The organism is Flavobacterium sp. T12S277 (genome assembly GCF_048514875.1).
GTDB lineage: Bacteria > Bacteroidota > Bacteroidia > Flavobacteriales > Flavobacteriaceae > Flavobacterium.
Genome location: NZ_JBLYEG010000005.1, coordinates 156248 through 180617, shown reverse-complemented (window position 1 = coordinate 180617; position 24370 = coordinate 156248). Strand labels below are relative to the sequence as shown.

The following is a 24370-nucleotide window of genomic DNA, read 5'->3' as shown; positions in this document are numbered from 1 at the left end:
CATAAAAAAATTTGACTTAGAAAAACAAAATCTGATATTACTTTACATACTTTTTCTAAATTCTTCCATAAATAGTTTTACGGCCTTTTTTTGATAACCTCCAATGGTCAACATAAACGACTCTCTCTTTGTGGGCACGCCCGTAATCTGAATGGCTTTGAGATCGTCCCAGCCTTTTAGGGCTTTTTCGGCAACTATTGTAGCCCAATCACTATCCTGAACCATTTGCAACAAGGCATGAATCGAGTTTAGTTCTATCGAAATTTTCGGTCTCATTTTGTTCTTAGCAAATAAATCTTCCACAAATTCCCTTGAATTCGAACCTTTCCCCGGCAAAACAAGCGGGATTTCCTCTATTTTCTTAAACGCAATTTTGTCTAAAGCAGCTAAAGAATGTGTTTTCGAAACTACCAATACCATTTGTGAAGTAAACAAAGGAACTTTCTCCACAGGAATATTTATTTCATGCGACGAAATCACCAGAACCAAGTCCAGCTCGTTCGTTAGTAGTTTTTGTTCTAAAGCCTCTGTTGTACCGTATTCGACCACAATTTTCAGGTTGGGATATTGTTTGGCGAATGTATTGATAACGGGCAGAATCAAAAGCCCGAAAATATAGGTTACCCCGATTCGCAGTTCACCACCAATCATTTCGTTTAAATCTTCAATAGCCTGTTTTCCGTTCTCTACATTTTCAATGACTTTTTTGGCGTGAATCAGAAAAACAGCACCTGCTTCCGTAAGCTGCACCTTTTTTCCGATCCTTTTAAACAAAGGCATTTCGAGTTCTTCTTCCAGTTTTTTTATCTGTTGTGATAAGCCGGATTGTGTTACAAAACACAAGTCGGCCGCTTTTGTAAAATGCAATACCTCTGCTGTTTTGATAAAATATTCTAACTGATAAATTTCCATATTGATAAGTTTAATTACTTATTATAAGTAAAATTATTAATTTTTCTAATGAAATCATAATCCCGAACTTTGTAAAAAAATATCAGGCATCATGTTTCAAGCGTTAAAATCAAAAAACTTCAAGTTATTCTTTTACGGACAATCTGTTTCTGTAATTGGAACCTGGCTTCAAAAAACAGCCGTAAGCTGGATGGTTTACAGTGTTACCGGTTCGGTTTTCCTGTTGGGATTAGCAACGTTTTTAAGCATGATACCTTCTCTATTCCTGGCTCCTTTGGCCGGAAGTATTATTGGGCGTTACGACAGGCACCGCGCTATGATTCTATTACAATCTTTGGCCATGCTTCAGGCAGGTGCTTTGGCGCTGTTGATTTACCTGAAAATATACAACATCAACTTTATACTAGCCTTAAGTCTGATTCAGGGAATCATCAATTCTTTTGACATGACCTGCAGACAAACGATGATGATTGATATTGTCGACAACAAGGAGGATCTACCAAATGCCGTCGCCCTAAACTCTACCCTGAATAATTTTGCCCGAATTGCCGGTCCGGCTTTGGCGGGAATTATTCTACACAATTATGGTGAAGATATTTGTTTTATTGGCAACTTCTTAAGCTACATTCCGGTTTTGATCTCGCTGTTACTGATGAAAATTACACCACATATTAAAGCCACAGATAAAATGAAAATGGTAGACGATTTTCTGGAAGGTCTGGATTATGTAAAAAAAGAAACCGAGATGGCCAAAATGCTTCTGATGTTAATGTGTAGCAGTTTATTTGTTATTTCTTTCAATACTTTAATGCCTGTTTTTGCCAAAGATATTTTTAACGGAAATGCCCAGACTTTCAGCTGGTTTGAAAGTGCCGCCGGAATTGGCTCAATACTATCTGCTATTTATCTGGCTAACCTAAAAAAAGCCGACAATATGGGCAAAATAATGATTGCAGCAAGCTTATTACTGGGCTTTAGCATTATCATATTGGCCTATTCCAATAGTTTAACTGTAGCGCTTATCTGTATGGCTTTGAGCGGTATAGGAATGATGGCACAAACCTCATCAATCAATATTTATATTCAGACGCAAAGTACGGTAAATATGCGTTCGAGAAGTATTAGTTATTATTTGATGGCGTATCAGGGAATGATCCCTGTGGGAAGTTTGATTATTGGTTATATCTCACACATTATCGGAACCCGAGAAACTGTCGCCATTCAGGGTGTAGTGTGTATTATTTCGGTACTTGTTTATGTGTATTATAAAAACCGTAGTACTCAGGAAGAGTTTGGAACCTGTGAAGTTCGTTACAAAGACTGAATTTTAAATTCTAATCTTATAAAATTCCAAATTCCAATCTTTTTAAATCCCAAATTCCAATCTTGTAAAGCTGCAAATCCCAAACTTTTAAAATTCCAAAATAGAAATTCCAAATTCCAAAACGAAGAAAACAATCAACGTAAAGTTTGGAATTTGGAATTTAAAAAAAAATTGGAATTTTATAAAGAAATCTCCCCGCGTAAAGCCGTTTCGAAAATCGTTTTAAACTCGGCCTGAGGAATATTTTGTCCTAACAAGTACATTAGTTTTGTAATGGCTGCTTCTGTAGTGATGTCTTTTCCTGAAATCACTCCAAGAGACTTCAAAGCAGTACTGGTTTCATATTGTCCCATATTGACACTTCCTCCCGAACATTGTGTAACGTTAACAATGTGTAATCCGGACTGAATTGCTTTTTCGATCAGATTTAAAAACCAGTCTTCTGTTGGAGCGTTTCCGGAACCATAAGTTTCCAGAACGATTCCCCTTAAATCTTTAATTGCCAGAATGGAAGCCAAAACCACTTCACTCATTCCCGGGAACATTTTTATGATTGCAACGTGACTGTCTAAATTTTTATGAACGAGTAGTTTCCCGTCTGTATTTACAGGAAGAAACAGGTGTCTGTTTAACTTTAAATGAACTCCTGACTCTACCAATTCAGGATAATTTGGTGCTGTAAATGCTTTAAAATGTTCTGCATTTACTTTTGAAGTTCGGTTACCGCGGTACAGTTTATATTCAAAATACAAACAAACCTCGTTGATTACCGGTCTTCCGTTTTCCTGAAGTGACGCAATCTGTATGGCTGTAATGAGGTTTTCTTTGGCATCGGTACGCAAGTCTCCTATTGGAAGCTGAGAACCTGTAAACACTACCGGTTTTGCTAAATTCTCGAGCATAAAACTCAATGCCGAAGCAGAATACGACATGGTATCTGAACCATGAAGTACTACAAATCCGTCGTAAGCAGCGTAATTTTCTTCAATAATAGTAGCGATCTTTGTCCACTCTTCCGGATTCATATTCGAAGAATCAATAGGAGTTTCAAACGAAACCGTTTCGATCTCACAATCTAATTGTTTGATTTCGGGTATCTTTTGCAATAATTTACCAAAATTGAACGCTTTAAGTGCGCCCGTCTCAAAATCTTTGCTCATACCGATAGTTCCTCCGGTATAAATCAGCAGTATTTTAGCTTTAGATGACATCCTGATATTTTAATTTATTGACAACAGGATTGGCATACATGGCCAAAAATCCTTGTCTTGTCACTGGGTTATCACTTCCGATACGCATTTCTAAACGACGCTCAAACAATGATTTTTCACTTTCTTTGTACAAATGAGCAAATTTATTGGTCTCGTTTAAGATATCGTAAGCAATAAAATTCGTTGGCCATAATTGATAGTTTTTCAAAACCGAATCGTCGATAACCTGCGCCAAAGCCTGCACTTGTTTGTTGGCATTGTCGTTTTCTGCTACAATCTTATCGATCTCTGTATCTAAAACGTCTCCAACAGAAATATGTATTCTTTTTTTAGTTCCCATGATACCACTTAAAATGGTCATGAAATCCTCGTTTTTTTCTTTAATATAAACCTCATTATTGGCCTCTGCCATTAACTGTGGCATTTTCAAAACATCTGTTGGGTCGTATTCGTATGAAATGGAAACCGGAACAATTTTTAATTTCTTAAAATAATCCATCAGATTAGGTTCATCAGACCCCATTCCGATCATTTTCAAGACTCCCGGATTGGTTTCGTCATTTCCGTCTTTGGTACGGCCTTCTCTTTGTGCAATCCAAACCGAACGGTTTTCACGAAGCAATAATTGTCCGATATATTCGGATAATAATTTAGAACTCTGCAACATTTCTCTTGGCGTTAAACCTCTTAAAACCAAAAAGTTTCGGTTTAGTTTTGCCAAAGTACTCAGGAATGCTTTTTTTACCAGATTGTCTCCAATTGCAGATGCCGTCATGACTAAGCCATGCTCGAAAAGACAAACGTTTAATAAGGTGGTATCCAATAAAATATCTCTGTGATTGGAGATAAATAAGTAAGAGGTGTTTTTTTCTAATTTCTCAAATCCTGAAGTGGTAAGTCCTTCTGAACTTTTCTCTAAAACCTTTTGTATGGTATTGTAAATAAAGTTGCATTGAAAATCACGAATCGAATGTGTTTTTTTAAGCTGCTCTTTCCAAACCTCATCTGCTACTTCCGGAAAAGTAAAGTTCATCATGGTTTTCATCATCGGATGATTGACAACATCATGAAGTGCTTCATTTATTTCAGAATCATAAAACGGTCGAATGGCATCAAATCTCTGCATTATTTATATTGGTTTTAAGTGGGCAAAAGAACAAAAAAAAAATCAAACTATTGTAAGGTATGGGTTAAATCCCAAAAACGTCTTTCGAATTTTGAGTGGTTCGCTCTGCAATTTCTTCTTCCGAAACATCGTATATATCGGCTAATTTGGCAATAACATTTACTAAATAACTGCTTTCATTTCGCTTTCCACGGTATGGAATTGGCGCTAAATAAGGAGAGTCAGTCTCTAAAACAATGTGCTTCAAATCGATTTGATTTAAAAACTGATCGATTTTTCCGTTTTTAAAGGTTACGACTCCACCGATTCCCAGTTTCATGTTATAAGAGAGTGCCTGAAGTGCCTGCTCATATGTCCCTGAAAAGCAATGAAAAATCCCAAATAAATCCGCTGATTTTTCTTCTTCGAGCACTTCAAATATTTCATCAAAAGCTTCACGACAATGAATCACTATAGGCAATTTATATTGTTTGGCCAGTTGAATTTGTCTTTTAAAGGCAATTTGCTGCTCTTTAAGATGTGTTTTATCCCAATACAAATCGATTCCGATTTCACCAACGGCATAAAACTTTCGTCTGGCTAACTCCCTTTCCACATGTTGTAATTCTTCTTCGTAATTGTCTTTCACATAGGTAGGATGCAACCCCATCATCAGGTATACGTAATCGGGATACTTTTGCTCCAAATCGTACATAGACGGTGTAGCGGCAGCATCAATAGCAGGAATAAAAAAACGGGTTACTCCGGCATTTATCGCTCTTTGCATCATCTCGTCACGATCCTGATCAAATTCTTCAGAATATAAATGTGTATGTGTATCGGTAATTATGGGCTTCAAATTCAATTGTTGTAATTTTTAATGGCCCAAAATTACGATAATATTAAAAACTTTCCCAATTTGAATGAAATGAGGAAAAATTGGACGCGGATTTTTGCAGATTCACTTTGTGAAAACGCGGATAAAAACAGATTTTTTGTATTTGTGCTGGTTGTCTGGCTGGACGAAATAGTAAACCCGACAGGTTTTGAAAACCAGGAGACGCAGATTTTTACGGATTCACTTCGTGAAAACGCGGATAAAAACGGATTTTTTATAGCTGCACTGTTTATCTGACTGAACAAAATAGTAAACCCGACAGGTTTTAAAAACCTGTCGGGTTTGAATCCGTATACGATACTAAATTATTTCCCTGTTTTAACAAACTGTAAAGCGCGATCGAAAACTTCGTCTTTACCTTGTTGAGCACCCAAAATAGTTGGGATTACCTTAATATCCGGGACAATCCCAATACGCTGCGTTTCTTTTTTATTTGGATAAAAAACACCCATTGAAGTAAAAGAAGACTCAAATCCATTGATAATACTAAACTCATAATTTGGCCCATCGGAACCCGATGTCTGAGTACCTACAATGGTAACATTTGGCGCTGTCTGAAGGCTCATTACGGTTTGTTCACCAAAACTATGAGTTCCTGAACCTACCAAAACCACTACTTTACCTTTATAATAATCGGGATTGCTTTTACCACATTCTTCCATATCATTCCTAAAATAATAACGGCCAGGGTAGCTTAAGTCCTGTTGAAGTAATCTTAACATTGGTTTTCGCTCCAGATTTAGATATTCGCTGACTAAAAAATCGGTATAGGCTGGTCTGCTTCTGACATCAAAAATAATCGCTTGTGTCCCTTTTAATTCCTCCATCATCTTTGCAACTTCCTCTTTTGGCACTTTGCTCATCCTTACAAAACCAATATTATCGGCCAGAATTTCCCATTTTGCCGTTTTTTTGGGTGGCGATCTTTTAATTTTTCCGTTTGGATAACGATGTATTTTCTTTGTTGATGTCACATTATCTCTAATGAATTCGATTTCTAAATCATCTGTATCTCCTGTAAACATTATAAAGCCTCCTACATAAGTCGCTACAGCTTTATTAGATCCCTGCATATATTTTGAAAGCGCTGCTAATTGTTGTGCAACTGTGCTCCCATCCACTTTTGTTATAATATCGCCAATTTTTAAGTCGTCTATTTTGGCTAACGAATCATTTGCCAGCGCAACTATTACAGCTTTATCGTTTATAAATTTAGCTGTAAAAGGAATATATTTCTCTCCGCCCAAATATTTAATCATATCCGGACTACTGGTCCCGGCATGGGTATCGTTAAGTTTTATCGATATTTCACGCATGGCCAATAAAAATTCCTTTTCGGAAGCAGGAGTCTCGATATGAGGAAGAATTTCTGTAAGCGCTTCGTCCCAATTCTGATCCATTACATATTTATACGGGAAAAAATACTCTATATAATTCCAAAAACGAAATAGTGCCAAAAGACGTAAATTTTTATCTGTCCATTTAAAATCAGCATACACTGGTTCGTTAACAAACTGCAAACGCACATTTTTACCCTCTTGATTTACATAATGATTCACACCCTGAAATCTATTCTCTGTAATGAATTTCAATTTTTGAGAAAGGCTTTTAGTAAACAGTTTCCCTTTTTGCGACCATTCTAAATTCAAATTTTTATTAAAATAGTCGGTTTTTGGGTCCAAAGCCGCTGGTGTATTGGCAGGTACTTCTCCCAAACTTTCAATCCATTTTTCTATTACAGCAGAAAACTCTTCTTTGGTTTGTGCTTTTTCAATTTTGGGCAAAACCTCAAAAAGTTTTTCATCCCAGTTTGTTTTCCCACTGGCAACTACAGGATGGTAATATTTTAAGAATCCCCAAACTTTGCAGGTCGCAGCAAGTTTTTCGGTTTGGGTAATTTTGGCATAGCCAAAGATCGTTTGGGTGCATACAATAAGAAGAACTAAAGTAATTTTGTTCATGTAAATAACTGGTTAGGTTGAAATTGTTTTTTGGTAAATTCTCGTAAAAAAAATTCAGCCGAATGTAAAACTAAAATTCCGGATTCGTTTACGGCTTTACGTAAAAACCTGTTTTTCTAAACAATAAACCCGACAGGTTTTTAAAACCTGTCGGGTTTGATTCTATTTTAACAAACAATTAATCCAAATCGTCCAGCAGTTCCTGAACGTCGTCGTAGTTTTCATAATCCTGCGAAATGGTCTGCAGGATTTCTTTGCAACCCTTGTAATCTTTTTGTTTTAGTTTAGACAATGCCAGATACCATTTGGCTTTCTCTTTATAAGCAGAAGTACCTGATTTTAGTTCATTAAAAATGGCTTCTGCGGGTTTATAATGATCTTCTTCCAATAAAGAAATTCCGTAAAAATATTGCATTTCAGCCGTTTTATTTTCGCTTAACAATTCCTCAAAAAACGGAATTGCCAATACATATTTTCCTTCATTGAAAGCCTTTTCAGCCTGTTTTAAAGTTTCATCTGTATCGCCTCGTTCGACAAAAGAAGCGGTTTCCGGATGATTAAAATCTTCAAATTCAGGAGTCCCATTATAATCAAAAAAGAACAGTCCGAATAAAATAATAATCGATGCCGCTGCCGCAAAATACCAAGGTCGCATTCGAACCACTTTAGGCTTGTTGGCATTGAAATGTTTCTCTGAAATCTGGGTCAGGTTTGCTGTAAAAGCTTCTCTTTCTTCTTCATGACCCAATTTGTTCCTAAGCTGTGACTGTACTTCTTTAAAAATTTCAAACTCCGAAGCCAATTCATGATCCTCAGACAATTGTTTCTCAAAACGATCCTGCTCCTCAACAGTCATTTCTTCCTGAAGATACTGATCGAATAATATATAGCGTTCTTCGTTCATGATTCCTTAATTTTTTAGCGAATTAAAATTTTTAGCTTCCTGAATCCACTGTGTCAACTGCCCCACACACAACGATTTTTTCTTACGGACATATCCATAAGTTACATTGAGTTTAGCCGCAACTTCTTCCATCGTTTTAGTGGTGAAACTAAGCTTTAACAACTCCTGGCATTTGTCTCCCAACTTCTGAAACATCGCATCAAAAAGCTGCTGTTTTTCATCAAATTCTTCTGTTTGACCAATTAATTCCAGTGCAGATTCATTCATAGATACAGCATCTTCGTTAATTGTTACCCCTTTGTTCGCTGTTTTTTTAAGTTCGTTAAGCCACTTCCTTTTGCACAATAAAAAAAAGTAAGCATCAAAGGGACAAGTGAGCTGCAGGGTTTTCGCCTTGGCCTGATTAAAAAGCAAAATCATAACTTCCTGAACCACATCCTGAGCATGTTCCTTATCTCCGGAATTGTTCATGACAAACATCACCACTTTAGGAACGAATTTTTTGTAAATGATCTGAATGATTACTGAGTTATTTGCAGCAATGCCATCAATATACATTTGATCGGGATGAATTTTAGCCTTAACCATAAAAAACCTTTTTGTAGCTAATTTAAAAAACAATTGGAAATAAATTTCATACAAAGGGGTAACAATTAACATATCAAGTTGATATAACAGCAAAGGGCTCCTGAAAATTGTCGGGACAAAGTCCTGAGAACCATCAAAAAATCAAGAAAAATGGAAACCTGTCAACTTGTAAGCGAAAAGAATTTAGATCAATTTTACCAAATGATTTCTGCCAAAACACGAAATGGTTTTGTGATTGTGGAGCATAACGAGAAGCTTCCGTATGTTGTTCTATCCAAAAAACAAAAAGCAATCAATCATCCTTTACATCTCTTTCTTACTTGCATCACCTTTGGACTTTGGTTTATCGTATGGCTCTATTGCATCGTGAAGCTTTCACGAAAAATAAACATTCTGGTTGCCGTAGACGAGGACGGTAATCTCTTTGAAGATAAGTGCCTCTCCTCTTAAATTTTGAAATACAAAAAACAGGGGTAACAATTGTTTACAAGAATTGATATAACCAAATAGGAACAAATTCAAAAATAAATTTCAACAGCAAGGGTAACAATATCAAACCCAAATTGATATAACTATAATTAACAACCGAAATCTGAAAACCACCTGATCATCAGGACAGATTTATAAAAATTAGAAATCATGAACACAAACTTTAGAAAAATCGGACTTTTATTTTTACTGGCAATCAGTTTTGTAAGTTGCGACAATGGCGACAGCGACGATAATTTGGTTTTGCCGCCTTCAGCTTCCGCTTTTAAAAGCATAAGTAGCAAAGGGGTAAAATCGGCTACACAAAAATTTACCATTACTGCCGGAACCGGTGTGGTAACGGTGACTTCGGCCAAAGGAGTAAAATTAACCCTCAACGGAGACTGTCTGACTAAAAACGGAGTCGCGGTAACAGGAGCAGTGGATATCGAATACATTGAACTTTTTGACAAAGGAAAGATGCTGGTTACCAACAAACCTACGATGGGAGTTATGCCTGACGGAAAGAAAAACCTCTTGATTTCGGGTGGTGAGTTTTTCATCAAAGCGACTCAGGGCGGAGTGGAACTTAAAACTTCCTGCCCTATGAATATGATTGTTCCCGCTACCCTAACAGATGGTGTAGACAATGCCATGACTTTATGGACCGGAGTAATCGATCAAAATGACGAACTGACCTGGGAAGTGCCTAAACCAAATGCAGACGGAACTGGTGGCAAAGGCGGCGTTCAGGGAGAAGGAACCAATTACTTTGTGACTTTTGGAAACTTTGGATGGACCAACGTAGACCGTTTTTACAGCGACCCAAGACCAAAAACCACACTGTTGGTTGATGCTCCCGATGGTTACAACAATACCAACAGCGCCGTTTACCTGTCTTACGATGGTGAAGGAAATGCCCTTGCGAAATTAGACACTTACACCGCAGCTGGATTGTTCAGCGAGCACTACGGACAAATTCCGATTGGTTTAAAATGTCATGTGATTTTTGCAACCGAAGACAATGGTCAATGGCGCTACGCAATCAAGGCCGTAACCGTTGCTGCAAATGATGTCTACACCTTTACACTTGCCGAAACAGTTGTAGGTACCGAAGCCCAACTGGTAGCCGCAATCAATGCTATTCAGTAACTTACAAAATTCTTTTTAAGAAAAAGTGGTGATTTGCTCATCACTTTTTTTTACATTTAATCCAGTTTTCAAATTAATTCTGATGCTTTTCAGAAGCTAATCCTGCTGTCCGCTGTATCTTTTGTACCGAACCCCGATACAAAAGGATGCCGCTTCCATCAGGGCTAAAACCCTCTAGTTATGAAACCACTATCGTCTATTTTATTGATGCTGCTTTCTGTTTTCGCAATGGGACAAACGAAGGTAAAAGACACCATAACGCGAAGAGCCAATATTGTTTTCATTCAGAACGGAAATGCGGTTACGTATAAACCCGAAACTCCGCCTTTAATTCCGATTGCGGGAGCTCCAAAACCCAGCTATTCGTATTTATGGGAGCTCGGCGACGGACATTACAGCAAAGAAGCAGAGCCCAAACATGTCTACAAAAACAAAGGCACCTATACCACCAGACTTGCTGTGACCAACAATTACGACAACGGAAAACCTCCGGCAACACGCCCGAAAAAAGTGGCCGTAAATGACCTTACCGATACCAACTATAAGGACATTGCCTCTATAGCCGATCAAAACGGATTTGCGATCTTAAAAAATTGCGACCCTATACCCGAACAGGAAATGGTAGTTGTAGTAAGTTATCAAAATCTTGAAAATTATGTTTCAAGCGGAAAACTGTATTTGTTTTATAATGAGAAACAATTTAAGGACAATAACTTCGAACTAGTTGATTTTCGCACCTATGCCAACGAGCGTGAAGTAAAAGAAAAAACAGTAGCAAGTATTGACGATCTGGACGATTCTAAAAACTATGTTGCGTCTGCCGAAAACACCTTTAAAACCAAAAAATACAGAAATACAACCACCGAAGAAGACCTCGATGCATCGTTGCTGGATGCCAATAAAATCTATCATAATGTTTCGGTCATCGAATTTGATGATGCCAACCCCAATGAAACCCGAAATATTTTTTACACCTTTAAAACAACTCCCGAAATGATCAAAGACACCAGCGCAACGGTTACGATGCGTGGTATTTTTGTTCCGAATCGAAGTTATAAAAATCATAAAATAAAGAATCTTGAAATGGAGATCGTAACTTCCCACGACCCCAATAAAATGGGATCTAACGGAAGTTTTATGAATTACCGACTGGTTCGTTTTAAAAGAGTAAACTTTAAAACACGCTTTCAGAACAACGGTGAAGGTCCTGCCCGAATGATCCGGCTTGAAACAGACATACCGGATATGTTTGATAAAAAAACCTTCCAGATTGAAGACATGTATCCGAAATGCCCCATTTGCCCAAAAGACGAAGTTCCAACAACAAGCTGCCTGGATACCATTATCAAAAAAAATCAAATCTTTTTTACTTTCAAAAACATTTACTTACCCGGAAGCGAACAGAAAAATGTACGGGAAAAGGACAGTACAAAAGGCTTTGTAAAATATTCGATGAAGTTTGGCGAAGACTTTCACAAAGTAAAAACCCGAAGCCGAACGGCTATTATTTTCGATAAAAATGAGCCTATAATTACCAATTACGCTACCACCCGATTCCTGCCCGGAATTTCAATTGGAGCAAAAGCAGGTTATAATTTGTATCCTGATCTTCAAAAATCGACAAGCTATTTTGTGGGTGCCACTATTTCGCCTTTTAAGTCCTATCGTTTTTACTGGCAGGCAGAATGGCTTAATGCCCTGAACAAATACGAAAGTGGCCTAACAGTGATCGATCAAACCGTGGTAGGTGCAAATGGCGTGAAGCAATTGCAACGCACGACCACCACAACCGAAAACAAAAATGTCAACTGGGAAATTCCGGTATTAATTCGGTATAACCTTAACAATTATATCGGAATTGGCGCCGGAATCCAGGCCAATTTTGATGTTTCGTCAGAACAAAACCAAACTCAAAAAATTGAAACTTTTGAAGGTGGAACAGATCAGTTTCTGATTAATACCCGAATGCAATCCAATTCAGTAAAAAACAGTTTTGGGAATTTAAAAACCGGAGTTTTGTTTGACTTAACCGCTGGTTTTGCCAGAATCGGACCCAGTTTCGGGGCACGTTATGTGATTAATTTTGAACAGAATTTTAATTATTTTCAGTTTTATGGAATCTGGAAGTTTTAGGAGTTATGTCACTGAGACACGCTACGTTTTTTTGCCACGAATTCACGAATTTTTATTCATACATAACGGAACACAAAGAGAGTAATAAATAAACAAATCTTAAGATATCCTTGCAAAAGACAAGAATTCGTGAATTCGTGGCTAACCTTCTTTGCGAATCTTTGTGAAACAAAAATGCTATGAAAAATTATGGAATCTGGAAATTTTAAATGTTTTTTGTTCGCCATTGAATGTCACCCTGAGCGAAGTCGAAGGCTTCCCGACAATAAAGGTCTTCGACTTCGCTCAGACAGACGATCGTAATACTGCATCTCCTATTATATGAACTTATATCGCTTATATGTTTTAATCTTCCTTTTTTTAAATCTGAATGTTTTAGGACAGAGTCAGGAAGATAAAATATATACAGCAATTGACTCTTTTATTGCGCATCCTTCGGCCCAGGCGTTACAAAATTTAAAGAATACCGAGGCTGCGTTCTGGAAAAATCCGAAGTCAAAATCCAAAGACGAATTACTCGCCATTGTGGTTTTAAACTGCAATAAAGCCTACTATGAAAATCAATTTGGGAAAACGGAAAACGCTATCGCGAGTTATGAAAAAGCCTGGCAGATTTACCAGAAAAACAAACTCCGCAATTATGATATTATCGAATATTGTCTGAAACCTTTAGGGAATTTATACACCGTTTTGGGCGATTACGACAGTGCCGAGAATACGATAAAACAGTATTTTTTTATTGTCAATACCACTCCCGCCTATCCGGATGCCCAAAAACAAAAATTTGCTGCAATCCTCAATTTATCCAATGTATATCAGAGTTCGGGAAAGTTTCATCTGGCCGTTGATTTATTAGAACAAATACTAAAAACCGAGAAACTCACAAATGTTCAGAGAGGAATTGTGCTCAATAATCTGGGAAACAATTACCTGTTGGGTTCAACGGAAGGTTTACTGCGTCCTGAGATATATCAAAAAGTCGAAAACAGTTTTGAGTCCTCTGTAAATTATCTGAAAAACGAAAAAAACCAATCCGAAACTTTGTCGAATTCGTATCGGAATCTGGCCATGCTTAAGCGACAGCGGAATGAATTTGAAGCAGCAGATTCTTATTTAGTCAAAGCGGAGAAGCTTTTACGGGAAACGCCTCATGTACACGTCCGAAAAATAGCAAAACTGTATTATGAAAAGGCTTTATTGCTTTTTGATCAGGGAAAACATGCCGAAAGTACCCGTCAAATCGAAAGTATTTTTAAAATATTAATCCCCGATTATCAGGCCAAAGAGGTTTTGCCGAATCAAAATCAACTGTATGCTGAAACGGTTTTAATTGATGCACTCGATTTACAGGCACAGGTTTTTCTAAGTCAGAATCAGCCTAAAAAAGCATTGCAATCGTACCAGCTTTCTCTTTATATCGAAGAGCTGCTGATGAACATTACGCTTTATGAAAACTCTAAAATAATTGCTCAGATACGCTCCCGCCATCGTACCGAAAAATGTCTTTCGATTTATGATCGCTTGTTTCAAAAGGAAAATAAAACGGCGTATCTGGAGGATGCTTTTCAATTGGCAGAACGAACAAAATCAGGAGTTTTAAAAAGTTATCAATCGAACATCAAAAAGGCAACGACAGCCGAGAAATTGCTTTTACAGCAACTTCAAAGTTTAAACAATTTGATTGTAAAAGAACAGCAAAAAGGCGATTCAGCTCATATTCCGAGCCTCAATAAGGCCATTCAAAAGCAAAATGAGCTTATGCTTTCTCTAAAGCAAATGCAATCTAAAAACCCGAATTTACTTCCTGACAATTGCGATTTAAAAGCGCTGTTCTCCAAATTAGAGAAAGACAAAGCGGTGCTGGTGTACTATTTTATGGGGGCCGAAAACCTGTATTATTTCACCCTGCAAAATAACCGAATCAGTCTCCATCACCTTTATACTGCTCATAAAGCAATGCCGTATATTCTAAAATTTATCAATTATTTCAATACGGCAGCGGCCATTACAAATGATATTTCGGGATACCGTTACTATGGCAAAAAAGCATACGATTTGTTGCGATTGCCTCAAAATACCGTTTACCAAAACCTCATCCTTGTTCCTGACGGTATTTTGAACTTCCTGCCTTTTGAAGCACTGCTGACAAGTACATCCAAAACGACAAATTTTGCCAAAATGCCTTATTTGTTAAATGATTTCAGGATCGCATACAATACTTCGGCAAACCAGTATCTCAATGCCAAACCGGTTTTACATTCCCGAAATACAATTCTGGGTGTTTTCCCTGTTTTTGAAAATACTCCTTTCGAACTGCGCTATTCGAAGAAAGAACTCGAAGCCATCAGAAGTAATTTCAAAGGAAAGTATTTAGAAAATTCCCAAGCCACTTTCTCCAATTTTAAGAATAATGCCAATCGCTATTCCATTTTACATTTAAGTACTCACGCCTCTTCGGGTGATGTCGAAACACCGGCGAGCATCCGGTTCTACGATCAGGAAATTTTATATTCGGAATTGTACAATCTGAATATTAAACCTGATTTAGTGGTTTTAAGCGCCTGCGAAACGGGAATCGGCAAATTGTACAAAGGCGAAGGTGCGATGAGCGTGGCAAGAGGTTTTCAGTTTGCGGGAGCTCAGAATTTACTGTTTTCGTTATGGAAAGTAAACGATTACACCACCTCGGTTTTTATGGCTGATTTTTATAAAAACATCAAAAACGGTCTGCCTTATTTTGAAGCTAATGCAAACGCCAAACTTGCTTTTTTACAGGACAAATCCATTTCGAATGCCAAAAAATCTCCTTATTACTGGAGTTCTTTTGTGTACTACGGTGCTCTTTCGGCAGAAGAAAAATCCCCAAATTATATCTTTTATATCATTAGTTTATTGGCCGCAATTGGTTTATTTTTGATTTTCAATCAGTACCGAAAATGGAAAATCTTCACGAGGTTCTCAAAAAAGAGAAATACAAAAAAATAAAATTTAAAGTCACCAAAACACAGCATTTATCAATTAAGGCAAAAATCAATGGGGTTTCGGGAAATTTCATTTTAGATACCGGGGCCTCTAATTCCTGTGTAGGATTTGAGAGTATTGAACGTTTTGAACTGACTGCAAAAAAATCTAAAACCAAAGCTTCGGGAGCGGGAGGAACGGGAATGCTAACACAAATTTCAAAGCACAATCGGCTACAGCTGGGCCGCTGGAAAAATGCTGATTTTAGTCTGGTTATTTTTGATCTTTCGCACGTAAATGAAGCTTTAGAATCTTACAAAACAAAACCGGTTCAGGGCATTATCGGGGCCGACGTTTTGCTTGAAGGTAAAGCGATTATCGATTACTACAATCATTATTTGTACCTGAAATAGTAAATTCCAAATTTTAAAAACCCAAATTCCAATACCGGAGTTTTTAGTACTAGGCCGCTGGAAAAATGCCTGTTTTAGTCCGGTTATTTTTGATCTTTCCCACCTCAATGAGGCTTTAGAATCGTACAAAACAAAACCGATCCAGGGCATTAGATTTTCAATTCAATCTATTTTAATTCCGTTAGGAATGAAATAATTATAGTTAAATTAAATGCATTTTGAGAAAGCTCCATCGGAGCGTTATATTTGATGATCTACAGCTAATATAAATTTCGCCCCGCTGGGGCTCTCGTGAGAGGTCATATTTTTTTTAGAAATATTTCGTCCCGTTGGGACTCTTCACTGAAACAAAAAATATAGAAACGATCAGTTATTCGGGCAGACGTTTTGCCTGAAGGTAAAGCGATTATCGATTACTACAATCATTATTTGTACCTGAAATAGTAAATTCCAAAATTTAAAAACCCAAATTCCAATACCGGAGTTTTTAGTACTAGGCCGCTGGAAAAAACACCTATTTTAGTCTTGTTATTTTTGGCCTTTCCCACGTAAATGAGGCTTTAGAATCGTACAAAACAAAAACGGTTCAGGGCATTGGATTTTCAATTCAATCCATTTTAATTCCGTTAGGAATGAAATAATTATAGTTAAATTAAATGCATTTTGAGAAAGCTCCATCGGAGCGTTATATTTGATGATCTACAGGTAATATAAATTTCGCCCCGCTGGGGCTCTCGTGAGAGGTGATATTTTTTTTAGAAATATTTCGTCCCATTGGGACTCTTCACTGAAACAAAAAATATAGAAACGATCAGTTATTCGGGCCGACGTTTTACCTGAAGGTAAGGCGATTATCGATTACTACAATCATTATTTGTACCTGAAATAGTAAATTCCAAATTTTAAAAATCCAAATTCCAAATTTTAAAAAATCGGATTCCAGTATCGAAATTTTTAGTACACTTTTTTGTATATATTTGTTGCTCCAATTAACAAACCTATACGTATGAAAAAAACTTTACTTTTTTTTATTTTACTGTTTTCCAATTATTTTTATGCTCAGGTCAATGATATGGAGCATTGTTACGGGGATACCCGGTTTAACTTAACGCTCAATCAATCTGCTTTACTTGGTAACTTAAATCCGGTAGAAACTACGCTTAGTTATCATCTTAGCGCTCAGGATGCTGCAGCTAATACAAACGCAATTGCACAGCCTGCCTCCTACAATAGTGCGGCACCGTCTACGACTATTTATGCCAGAATAGACAATAAAGGAACGGTTACAACAAACTATTTTAATCTAAAAATATACGATCAAATCAGTTTTATACCTCTTACAACACCTGTACGCTGTAAAGGACAAAATAATGGTATTTTAAATGTAGTTCCGTCGGGAGGTAAAACACCTTATGCTTATAGTCTGGATGGAGGACCTTTTACTGTTTATAGTGGTAATCCCATAGGTACTTTTACTAACTTGTCAGCAGGTACGCATACCATTGCTGTAAAAGATGCTTTAGGTTGTCAATCGATGCTTCATACGTTTCAAATTACCGAACCTTCTGCTTTGACAGCAAAGCTATATGCTGAAAATCAAACGGTAGTGGTTAGTGCCTCAGGAGGAACATCTCCTTATCAATATTCTTCTGACGGAATCAATTATCAAACGAACTATGTTTTTTCAAATATGTCTGTCGGATCATACACTTTTAGCGTAAAAGATGCTCAGGGTTGTGTAGCATCAGAATCGGTGAATGTTTATTATCCACTGGCTGTAGGAACCCAGATATTAAAACCTATTGACTGTATTGAGAAGGCCAGAGTTAGTGTCTTCGCAGCCGGAGGAAGTGCTCCGTACCTTTACGCAGTCAATAAAGGCCCTTATCAACCTATAAATGTTTTTTCGAACCTTGCTGCAGGAGATTATGTTTTTGAAGTAAAGGATGTCCAAAATGTGGTACGTTATGCTAATGTCACGATAGCCGAACTTGTGCCTCTTTCCATAACAACAGCAAAAACAGATGCTACAACCAACGATGATAATGACGGTACTATAACCGTAACGGCCAATGGAGCCCTTAAACCTTATACGTATACACTAACTGATAATGCAAATAATCCTATTAGAAATCAACAAGCATCTAATGTTTTTCAAGGTTTGAAATCGGGAACCTATGGTGTTCTGGTGAACGATGCCACTAATTGTATTGCATCGCAAACCAATATTTCTATTCTTAAAAAACCTGCCGTATTAACTGCCATCGCAAATGTAACGCCAATTACGTGCGTGATTACGACCGGAACGATTACGATTACTCCAAATGGAGGAACTTTACCTTATCAGTACTCAATAGATAACGGAAATACTTATAGCAATTCTAATGTATTCTCTAATTTAAGTGCGGGAACTTACGATTTAAAAGTTCTTGATGCACAAAACGCTGTAGTTACTACAACTGCGACTATAGATCCAATAAAAATACCCGTAATATCAACAACCTATAAAAGTATATTGTGTCACGGAGATTCTAATGGTTCGATATTAGTGGGGACCAATAACGGAAAATCGCCTATTCTTTTTTCAATAAATGGAAAGCCTTATTCTTCTAATAACCTTTTTGAAAATTTACCGGCAGGAAATTATACTTTATCTGCAAAAGATTCAAATGGCTGTATCGTTTCGACAACAGTAGTATTAGAAGATCCTACTCCGATAACAGCCCAAATTACCTATTATTACAGAACTGTAACCGTTAATGCAAGCGGAGGTTATGGAAAATATCAATACGCCCTTGATGGCGGTAGTTATCAGGATTCGAGAATTTTTGGAATGGTAACTTATGGTAATCATACTATTTCTATAAAAGACCCTAATAATTGTACGGTAAGTATCCCTATAACAGTAGTAGAGCCTACTCCGCTTGTTTCGTCTTATGTAGTCGACAAAGGTACTGTTACGATTACGACCAGTGGAGGTATCACGCCTTATAGTTATAGACTTCAAAAGTCGTCTGGAACTCCATTAACTACCACTCAGTCCAATATATTTACAAACCTGGTCAATGGTTCCTACGATATAATTGTATCAGACTCACAAGGCGGTCAGGTGCTGTTCTCTAATATCATTATTTCTGAATCAATTTCATTTACGGCAATCGCTAACGCAACTCCTATCACCTGTACGGATTTAAAAAGTACCCTAACGGTAACACCAACCGGAGGCTCAGCTCCTTATCAATATTCCATAACAAGTCCGGAGAATTTTGTAAATTCAAATGTCTTTTCTAATTTAAATGCAGGGAGTTATCAGGTAACCGTTCGGGATTCAAATGGTTCCAGAACTATCGCTCCCATTACAATCGCAAGTGCAAAACCAGTATTAGCTTCAGCACAGATTATCTTACCAATAAGCTGTAATAGTTCCAGTGATGGTGTAGTAAGAGTAAATGTAACTCAGGGACAATCTCCTTATACCTACGCTCTTGACAACGGTCAATTTCAAACTGATGATACTTTTAGGAATGTTGGTCCCGGAACTCACACCCTACATGTTTTAGATAAAAATAGCTGTCGTACAAATGTATCGATCACATTATCAGAACCTACTTTAATACAATCAACACTTGCTGTTAACGGTAATTCGATTACTGCATCCTCAACAGGTGGAACACCGCCTTACAAGTACTCTTTAGAAAGTTATAATGGAATAATTACCGATTGGCAAGACTCTAATACCTTTGATAATCTGCCTGTAGGAACTTATACAGTTCGAACTATAGACACAAAAGGATGTTTTTTTCAACCTAATTATGTAGAAATTTCTCAGTCTCCTGTTCTTCTGGCTTCAGCTGTAGTAACTCCAATAACCTGTGAAAACGCTAAAGGAAAAATTACGGTTTATGCAACCGGAGGTTTCGGTCCTTATTCCTATTCTATAGATAATGGTGTAAACTACGTTTTTTCAAATGTATTTTCTGGTTTATCTCCCGGAAACTATGTCATAACGGTTAAAGACAACCAGAACACTACAACCATTGTTATGGTTAGTCTGGACAATTTAAACATTTTAAAAGCTACTGCTGTAATTACTAAAATTATAGATTGTTCAAGTAATGCTACAATAAATGTTACTGCTTCCGGAGGTAAAAAACCGTATCAGTATTCATTGGATAATGGAACAACGTACACTTCCAATCCTGTTTTTACAAATTTGAATGCAGGAAACTATTTTGTGCGTGTAAAAGATTCACTGGATTGTTCTGTAATTACCAATAGTATCATTTTACAACAACCTGTTCCTCTAACCGCAACGGTTGATCACACAACAATCACCGATTGTTCTTCTTCCCCTATTAGTCATATTGTGATTAATGCAACAGGAGGTACAGGTCCGTATCAGTATTCATTAAACGGTCTTCCATATCAATCCAGTTCTCTTTATTCTGGTGCTTATGCCGGAAATTATATCTTAGATGTTATGGATGCAAACGGATGCAAATTCAGTATACCGTTTGTTATAGCATCACCGGTTTCACTGGTTGCAACAGTAGGGGTTAGTCCGGCTCTTACTTGTGAAGATAATGACACGGTAACGATTACCGCAACCGGGGGACAAGCTCCGTATACCTATTCCTTTGACGGATTAAATACCTTTTCAACCGTTAATGTTTCAAAAAATTTAACGGCCGGAACCCATCTGTTACATGTCAAGGACCGCAATGGCTGTTATGCAACCGTAAATGTTGACATAGCTCCACACCCTCTTCCAACAAGTACGGTCGTATTAACAAATGCAACAACTGCGGGCAACAATAACGGAAGTATAACCGTAACTGCTACCGGAGGAACGGCTCCATTCACCTATTCCCTTCTGAACAGTAATAATGTAACTATAATCGCAGAACAAAGTGCCAATACGTTTAACAATCTGGTATCCGGAACTTATAGTGTAGTGGTGAAAGATGCCAAAGGCTGCTCCTCGATTCAACAACAGTTAACGATTTCGGAACCCAACGCCCTTTCGGCAACAGCCATTGTAGTACAGCCTACTTGTTATAATGCAGGAAAAATAATCGCAACAGCTATTGGTGGCACATTTCCTTATGAATATTCGATAGATAACGGAGCTACTTACAGCGCTTCTAATGAATTTTTAATTCTTCAGCCCGGTAATTATACCGTAACTGTTCGCGATATTAATAATGATACCTACAGGTTTACTTCGACCATAATGGCTTTAGAGCCACTTGTAGTAAATGCTGTAGTTGTTTCGGCGGTATCTTGTTTCTCGAATGGAGTAATAGAAGTTAGGGCTTCAGGCGGTAAAGCGCCTTATTTTTTCTCGATAAACGGAGGTTCTTTTCAGAATGCCTTTCAGAGTACCACAACTTTTACGGGTCTAAATCCTGGTGATCATATTATAACCATAAAAGATGCTAACGATTGTAATCAGACTGTCGCTATTCGTTTGGCTCCCCCTGTACCTGTAACCGCAGTTGCAACTGTCAACAATCAAACCATAACCGTTACTGCTGCCGGTGGCACAGGTAATTATCAATTTTCATTAGACGGAATCGTTTTTCAATCCAGTAATATTTTTACAGTGGTCAATTACGGGACGTATCAAATAACCGTAAAGGATCAAAGCGGCTGTATGCAGATCCTAATGGTTACCATAGATCCTCCGGCTCCTTTAATTGATGGCAAAAAAGAAATCGCTGTTACCTTTAAAGCAGGACAAACTTTAGGCGATTTGGTCATTGAAGGCCAAAATATAAAATGGTACAGCACTAAAGGTATTTCAACAGGTAAAACGAGCAAAACTGCCGAAACTCCTTTGCCACCGACCACTCTTTTGGTAGACGGAGTTACCTATTATGCTTCGCAAACCATTGACGGAATTGAAAGTAAAGAACGTCTTGCAGTAACTGCAAAAGTAGACGGATCGCTTGCTACACCAGATTTTGCTTTGTCTGATTTCAAATTTTATCCAAATCCGGTTCAGCATACTTTATCGGTACACAATACTTCGGCTATTGATGAAGTTGAGCTAATAGCTGTATCCGGAAAAACTGTTTTAGTTAAGAAAATAAACGATACCCATTCTGAAATCGATTTGTCGAATGTTGCCTCAGGATTTTATTTCTTAAAAGTTAAAGCAGAAGGAAAGCTTAAAACAGTTAAGATTGTAAAGAAATAAAGCTGCTAAGAGCTAAAACTTTCTATTAAAAATAAAGGAGACCGTCTGATTTAGACGGTCTCCTTTTTTAATTCAACAAACCTATGGTTACGAATTTGCTCCTGGATTAGGAATAATACATCCTGCCCAGTTGAAGGCTCCGTTTGCAATATTGGCGTACGTTACATAAAAGAAACCGCTGCGTCCCCAGCCTGCTCCCCAGGAGTTTTGTACTTTAAAAAGTCCGGTTGCATCGTCATATCCTACGATACAAACACAGTGTCCACCCTGTCTGCTGCCGTAAAGACTGGACCAAACATGGTTGTTGTTACGGATATCATAAAAACTCTGATTGACATCAAAACATACTGCAACAGCATAATTTTGATTTAAATAGTACTTGATATCTGCTGTACTTCTTGGGTTAACATTAAACCAGCCGCCTGTTTTTCTGGCCGCTGCCCAGTTTTTCTGCTGTGTAGAAGGTTGAGTAAAACAGCCACCTGCAATATAAGGCATTTGAGCCTCTGAACATTCTCCCTGATTTTTGATCAGATTCATGGCATCATTTGGGTAAGAACCCGCTCCGCAATTGCCTAATTTAATCTGATTGTAAATGTAAGCCGCACTTCTTGAAGCACCACTCCAATTGCTTTGATGCACCGAGTTGTTCAGATATCGGGCGATACTGTGTGCCGCATATCCTACTCCCCAGCCCACACAGGAACCTTCGCTTCCCTGATCTCCAACCGGTGGCGTTGGTAAGTTTTTAACTGCTGCAACTTTAGCGGTCAAAGACATTTTTTGCGTACTTGTAATTAAATCTGGTCTTAACTCAGCGATTCTGGCACGATAATCCACTGGGGTTAAAAATTCGATACTCTTTAAATAAGCATCCGGCATCTGAGCAAGTCCGTACCTTCCTTTGTCCAAAAGATCGACATTGCCATCCATTAATTTTTGCTGTACATCGGCTTCAGCCTGATCATTTCCTTTATCACAAGAGTACAAAGCAAGCAATGCAAAAAGTACAAGAGCGATTTTTCTAATTGAAAATTTAATAAGTGGTTTTTTCATAATTGTTGGTTTTTTGTTGTTAATTTTCAGTCTGTTAAACTATTTAACAAATTTATTAGTAATTTTGGCATAACATTAACACTAAAAAGATCACAACTATAACTTATCTTACACACAAATCTATAACCGGGATTTAACTAGCAGGAATTGTATTTAATTATCTTGAAAAAGAACCTCCATTATTAAAAAAATTCGCCCATGGAAATCATTATAGAAAAATTAATAAAAGGCATACAATCGCATCCAATTATACAAAACAGCACCCTGTCGGGTGTTCAGGAGTGGAAAAGAGCACATTATATCATCCTGTCGGAAATTATCTCTGATGTTTTAGAGAAATCAGAATTTATGCAGGGGGCTAAAAGAAATGAACTCGGATGCTCGATCTCGAGTATGACCTTACAAAGAATTTTTACCAATGATTCTTCTAAAACCAAAAACTCTGATTTGCGTTTTTTAAAAAGTCTCGACAAACTGGCTATTTTTATTGGATACCCTTCTTTAAACCATTTTTTGAATGATGAAGCAACAGACGCTGTAAAAACTTTAGAGCCTGAAAATAAAATGGAATCAGCTTCCTTTTTTGAAAAACTGATTAGCGATTATTGTCAGGAAGAGTTTAATTCGTTACAAAAATTACCTGTCGTAAGTATGGATGGATTATGCGATTTTGTATTCAAAGAAGGGCCTTTTGCAAAACGGATTAAGGATCTTTTTGAAAATTATTCTACTTTAAAATATCATTTAAACTGTGAAGATAATCGGTCTAATTTTGAGCTTTATGATTTTAAAATTTCAAGTATCGAAGAAAATATCGCTATTCTTACGGTAAAGGAGTTTTGGAATCTGGAGTGGAAAAACGAAAATGACGTTACTACGATTGTCCTGAATAAGGTGAACAGGCAAACCTACTTCATCAAAAAAAGAGACGATGTCTGGAAAATATGGGACAATTACAACCCTGATTATAACGAGATCTCAACAAAAATACACTCGGCCATAGAAAATCAGCACATCAAAAAAGTGCTCATTTGATAAAATGCATAATTTTAAGCTGTTAAAATTATTTATTTTTAACATAT

16 protein-coding genes are annotated in these 24370 nt (G+C 37.3%); 8 read left to right on the top strand and 8 right to left on the bottom strand.

Annotated features, from left to right (window positions below; all coding sequences use genetic code 11):
* Window positions 1-42: 42 nt before the first annotated feature.
* Window positions 43-912 carry a LysR substrate-binding domain-containing protein gene (locus ACN1CN_RS09935; protein ID WP_419135516.1) on the bottom strand — a complete coding sequence of 290 codons (870 nt, stop codon included), beginning with the start codon at window positions 910-912 and terminating at the stop codon, window positions 43-45.
* 91 nt (window positions 913-1003) lie between these two features.
* On the opposite strand from ACN1CN_RS09935, the gene ACN1CN_RS09930 reads away from it, so the two are divergent.
* The gene (locus tag ACN1CN_RS09930) at window positions 1004-2236 is read left to right on the top strand and encodes an MFS transporter (RefSeq protein WP_419135515.1); all 1233 of its coding nucleotides are present in this window, start codon (window positions 1004-1006) and stop codon (window positions 2234-2236) included.
* A gap of 179 nt (window positions 2237-2415) precedes the next feature.
* On the opposite strand, the gene ACN1CN_RS09925 is transcribed toward ACN1CN_RS09930, so the two are convergent.
* From ACN1CN_RS09925 to ACN1CN_RS09900, 6 genes are all read right to left on the bottom strand, one after another.
* A complete protein-coding gene (locus ACN1CN_RS09925; RefSeq protein WP_419135514.1) occupies window positions 2416-3447 on the bottom strand; it encodes an asparaginase in 1032 nt (343 codons plus the stop codon).
* The gene (locus ACN1CN_RS09920) at window positions 3437-4573 is read right to left on the bottom strand and encodes a 1-acyl-sn-glycerol-3-phosphate acyltransferase (RefSeq protein WP_264526001.1); all 1137 of its coding nucleotides are present in this window, start codon (window positions 4571-4573) and stop codon (window positions 3437-3439) included. Before ACN1CN_RS09920 ends, ACN1CN_RS09925 begins: the two co-directional genes overlap by 11 nt.
* 64 nt (window positions 4574-4637) lie before the next feature.
* Complete coding sequence (locus tag ACN1CN_RS09915; protein WP_419135513.1) at window positions 4638-5417, bottom strand: TatD family hydrolase; 780 nt, start codon at window positions 5415-5417, stop codon at window positions 4638-4640.
* A gap of 338 nt (window positions 5418-5755) precedes the next feature.
* The gene (locus ACN1CN_RS09910) at window positions 5756-7411 is read right to left on the bottom strand and encodes a S41 family peptidase (protein WP_419135512.1); all 1656 of its coding nucleotides are present in this window, start codon (window positions 7409-7411) and stop codon (window positions 5756-5758) included.
* 178 nt (window positions 7412-7589) lie between these two features.
* Entirely contained in the window at window positions 7590-8315 is a 726-nt protein-coding gene (locus ACN1CN_RS09905; protein ID WP_419135511.1) for a tetratricopeptide repeat protein, read from the bottom strand.
* A gap of 6 nt (window positions 8316-8321) precedes the next feature.
* On the bottom strand, window positions 8322-8903 hold the full coding sequence (locus tag ACN1CN_RS09900; protein WP_264525997.1) for an RNA polymerase sigma factor: 582 nt from the start codon (window positions 8901-8903) through the stop codon (window positions 8322-8324).
* 150 nt (window positions 8904-9053) lie between these two features.
* On the opposite strand from ACN1CN_RS09900, the gene ACN1CN_RS09895 reads away from it, so the two are divergent.
* The 6 genes from ACN1CN_RS09895 (at window position 9054) to ACN1CN_RS09870 (ending at window position 22232) form a co-directional block, all read left to right on the top strand.
* On the top strand, window positions 9054-9353 hold the full coding sequence (locus tag ACN1CN_RS09895; protein WP_419135510.1) for a hypothetical protein: 300 nt from the start codon (window positions 9054-9056) through the stop codon (window positions 9351-9353).
* Window positions 9354-9542: 189 nt separating this feature from the next.
* Window positions 9543-10523, top strand: coding sequence for a hypothetical protein (locus ACN1CN_RS09890; protein ID WP_419135509.1), 981 nt, complete (start codon window positions 9543-9545; stop codon window positions 10521-10523).
* A gap of 180 nt (window positions 10524-10703) precedes the next feature.
* Window positions 10704-12656, top strand: coding sequence for a PKD domain-containing protein (locus tag ACN1CN_RS09885; protein ID WP_419135508.1), 1953 nt, complete (start codon window positions 10704-10706; stop codon window positions 12654-12656).
* Window positions 12657-12977: 321 nt separating this feature from the next.
* Complete coding sequence (locus ACN1CN_RS09880; RefSeq protein ID WP_419135507.1) at window positions 12978-15641, top strand: CHAT domain-containing protein; 2664 nt, start codon at window positions 12978-12980, stop codon at window positions 15639-15641.
* Window positions 15593-16030 (top strand): retropepsin-like aspartic protease, encoded by a 438-nt coding sequence (locus ACN1CN_RS09875; protein ID WP_291284933.1) that lies wholly within the window; start codon window positions 15593-15595, stop codon window positions 16028-16030. The genes ACN1CN_RS09880 and ACN1CN_RS09875 overlap by 49 nt, the downstream gene beginning before the upstream one ends.
* Before the next feature lie 1006 nt (window positions 16031-17036).
* The gene (locus tag ACN1CN_RS09870; protein ID WP_419135506.1) at window positions 17037-22232 is read left to right on the top strand and encodes a T9SS type A sorting domain-containing protein; all 5196 of its coding nucleotides are present in this window, start codon (window positions 17037-17039) and stop codon (window positions 22230-22232) included.
* A gap of 87 nt (window positions 22233-22319) precedes the next feature.
* Here ACN1CN_RS09870 and ACN1CN_RS09865 read toward each other — a convergent pair whose 3' ends face one another.
* The gene (locus tag ACN1CN_RS09865; RefSeq protein WP_419135505.1) at window positions 22320-23288 is read right to left on the bottom strand and encodes a C1 family peptidase; all 969 of its coding nucleotides are present in this window, start codon (window positions 23286-23288) and stop codon (window positions 22320-22322) included.
* 198 nt (window positions 23289-23486) lie between these two features.
* On the opposite strand from ACN1CN_RS09865, the gene ACN1CN_RS09860 reads away from it, so the two are divergent.
* Complete coding sequence (locus ACN1CN_RS09860) at window positions 23487-24323, top strand: hypothetical protein (protein WP_419135504.1); 837 nt, start codon at window positions 23487-23489, stop codon at window positions 24321-24323.
* The last annotated feature ends 47 nt before the right edge of the window (window positions 24324-24370 follow it).

What these genes read in the sequence shown, in the direction of transcription:
- ACN1CN_RS09870 (WP_419135506.1), top strand. Translation starts at nt 17,037, where the DNA reads ATGAAAAAAACTTTACTTTTTTTTATTTTACTGTTTTCCAATTATTTT.
- ACN1CN_RS09880 (WP_419135507.1), top strand. Translation starts at nt 12,978, where the DNA reads ATGAACTTATATCGCTTATATGTTTTAATCTTCCTTTTTTTAAATCTG.
- ACN1CN_RS09885 (WP_419135508.1), top strand. Translation starts at nt 10,704, where the DNA reads ATGAAACCACTATCGTCTATTTTATTGATGCTGCTTTCTGTTTTCGCA.
- ACN1CN_RS09910 (WP_419135512.1), bottom strand. Translation starts at nt 7,411, where the DNA reads ATGAACAAAATTACTTTAGTTCTTCTTATTGTATGCACCCAAACGATC.
- ACN1CN_RS09875 (WP_291284933.1), top strand. Translation starts at nt 15,593, where the DNA reads ATGGAAAATCTTCACGAGGTTCTCAAAAAAGAGAAATACAAAAAAATA.
- ACN1CN_RS09920 (WP_264526001.1), bottom strand. Translation starts at nt 4,573, where the DNA reads ATGCAGAGATTTGATGCCATTCGACCGTTTTATGATTCTGAAATAAAT.
- ACN1CN_RS09925 (WP_419135514.1), bottom strand. Translation starts at nt 3,447, where the DNA reads ATGTCATCTAAAGCTAAAATACTGCTGATTTATACCGGAGGAACTATC.
- ACN1CN_RS09890 (WP_419135509.1), top strand. Translation starts at nt 9,543, where the DNA reads ATGAACACAAACTTTAGAAAAATCGGACTTTTATTTTTACTGGCAATC.
- ACN1CN_RS09895 (WP_419135510.1), top strand. Translation starts at nt 9,054, where the DNA reads ATGGAAACCTGTCAACTTGTAAGCGAAAAGAATTTAGATCAATTTTAC.
- ACN1CN_RS09935 (WP_419135516.1), bottom strand. Translation starts at nt 912, where the DNA reads ATGGAAATTTATCAGTTAGAATATTTTATCAAAACAGCAGAGGTATTG.
- ACN1CN_RS09905 (WP_419135511.1), bottom strand. Translation starts at nt 8,315, where the DNA reads ATGAACGAAGAACGCTATATATTATTCGATCAGTATCTTCAGGAAGAA.
- ACN1CN_RS09900 (WP_264525997.1), bottom strand. Translation starts at nt 8,903, where the DNA reads ATGGTTAAGGCTAAAATTCATCCCGATCAAATGTATATTGATGGCATT.
- ACN1CN_RS09930 (WP_419135515.1), top strand. Translation starts at nt 1,004, where the DNA reads ATGTTTCAAGCGTTAAAATCAAAAAACTTCAAGTTATTCTTTTACGGA.
- ACN1CN_RS09865 (WP_419135505.1), bottom strand. Translation starts at nt 23,288, where the DNA reads ATGAAAAAACCACTTATTAAATTTTCAATTAGAAAAATCGCTCTTGTA.
- ACN1CN_RS09860 (WP_419135504.1), top strand. Translation starts at nt 23,487, where the DNA reads ATGGAAATCATTATAGAAAAATTAATAAAAGGCATACAATCGCATCCA.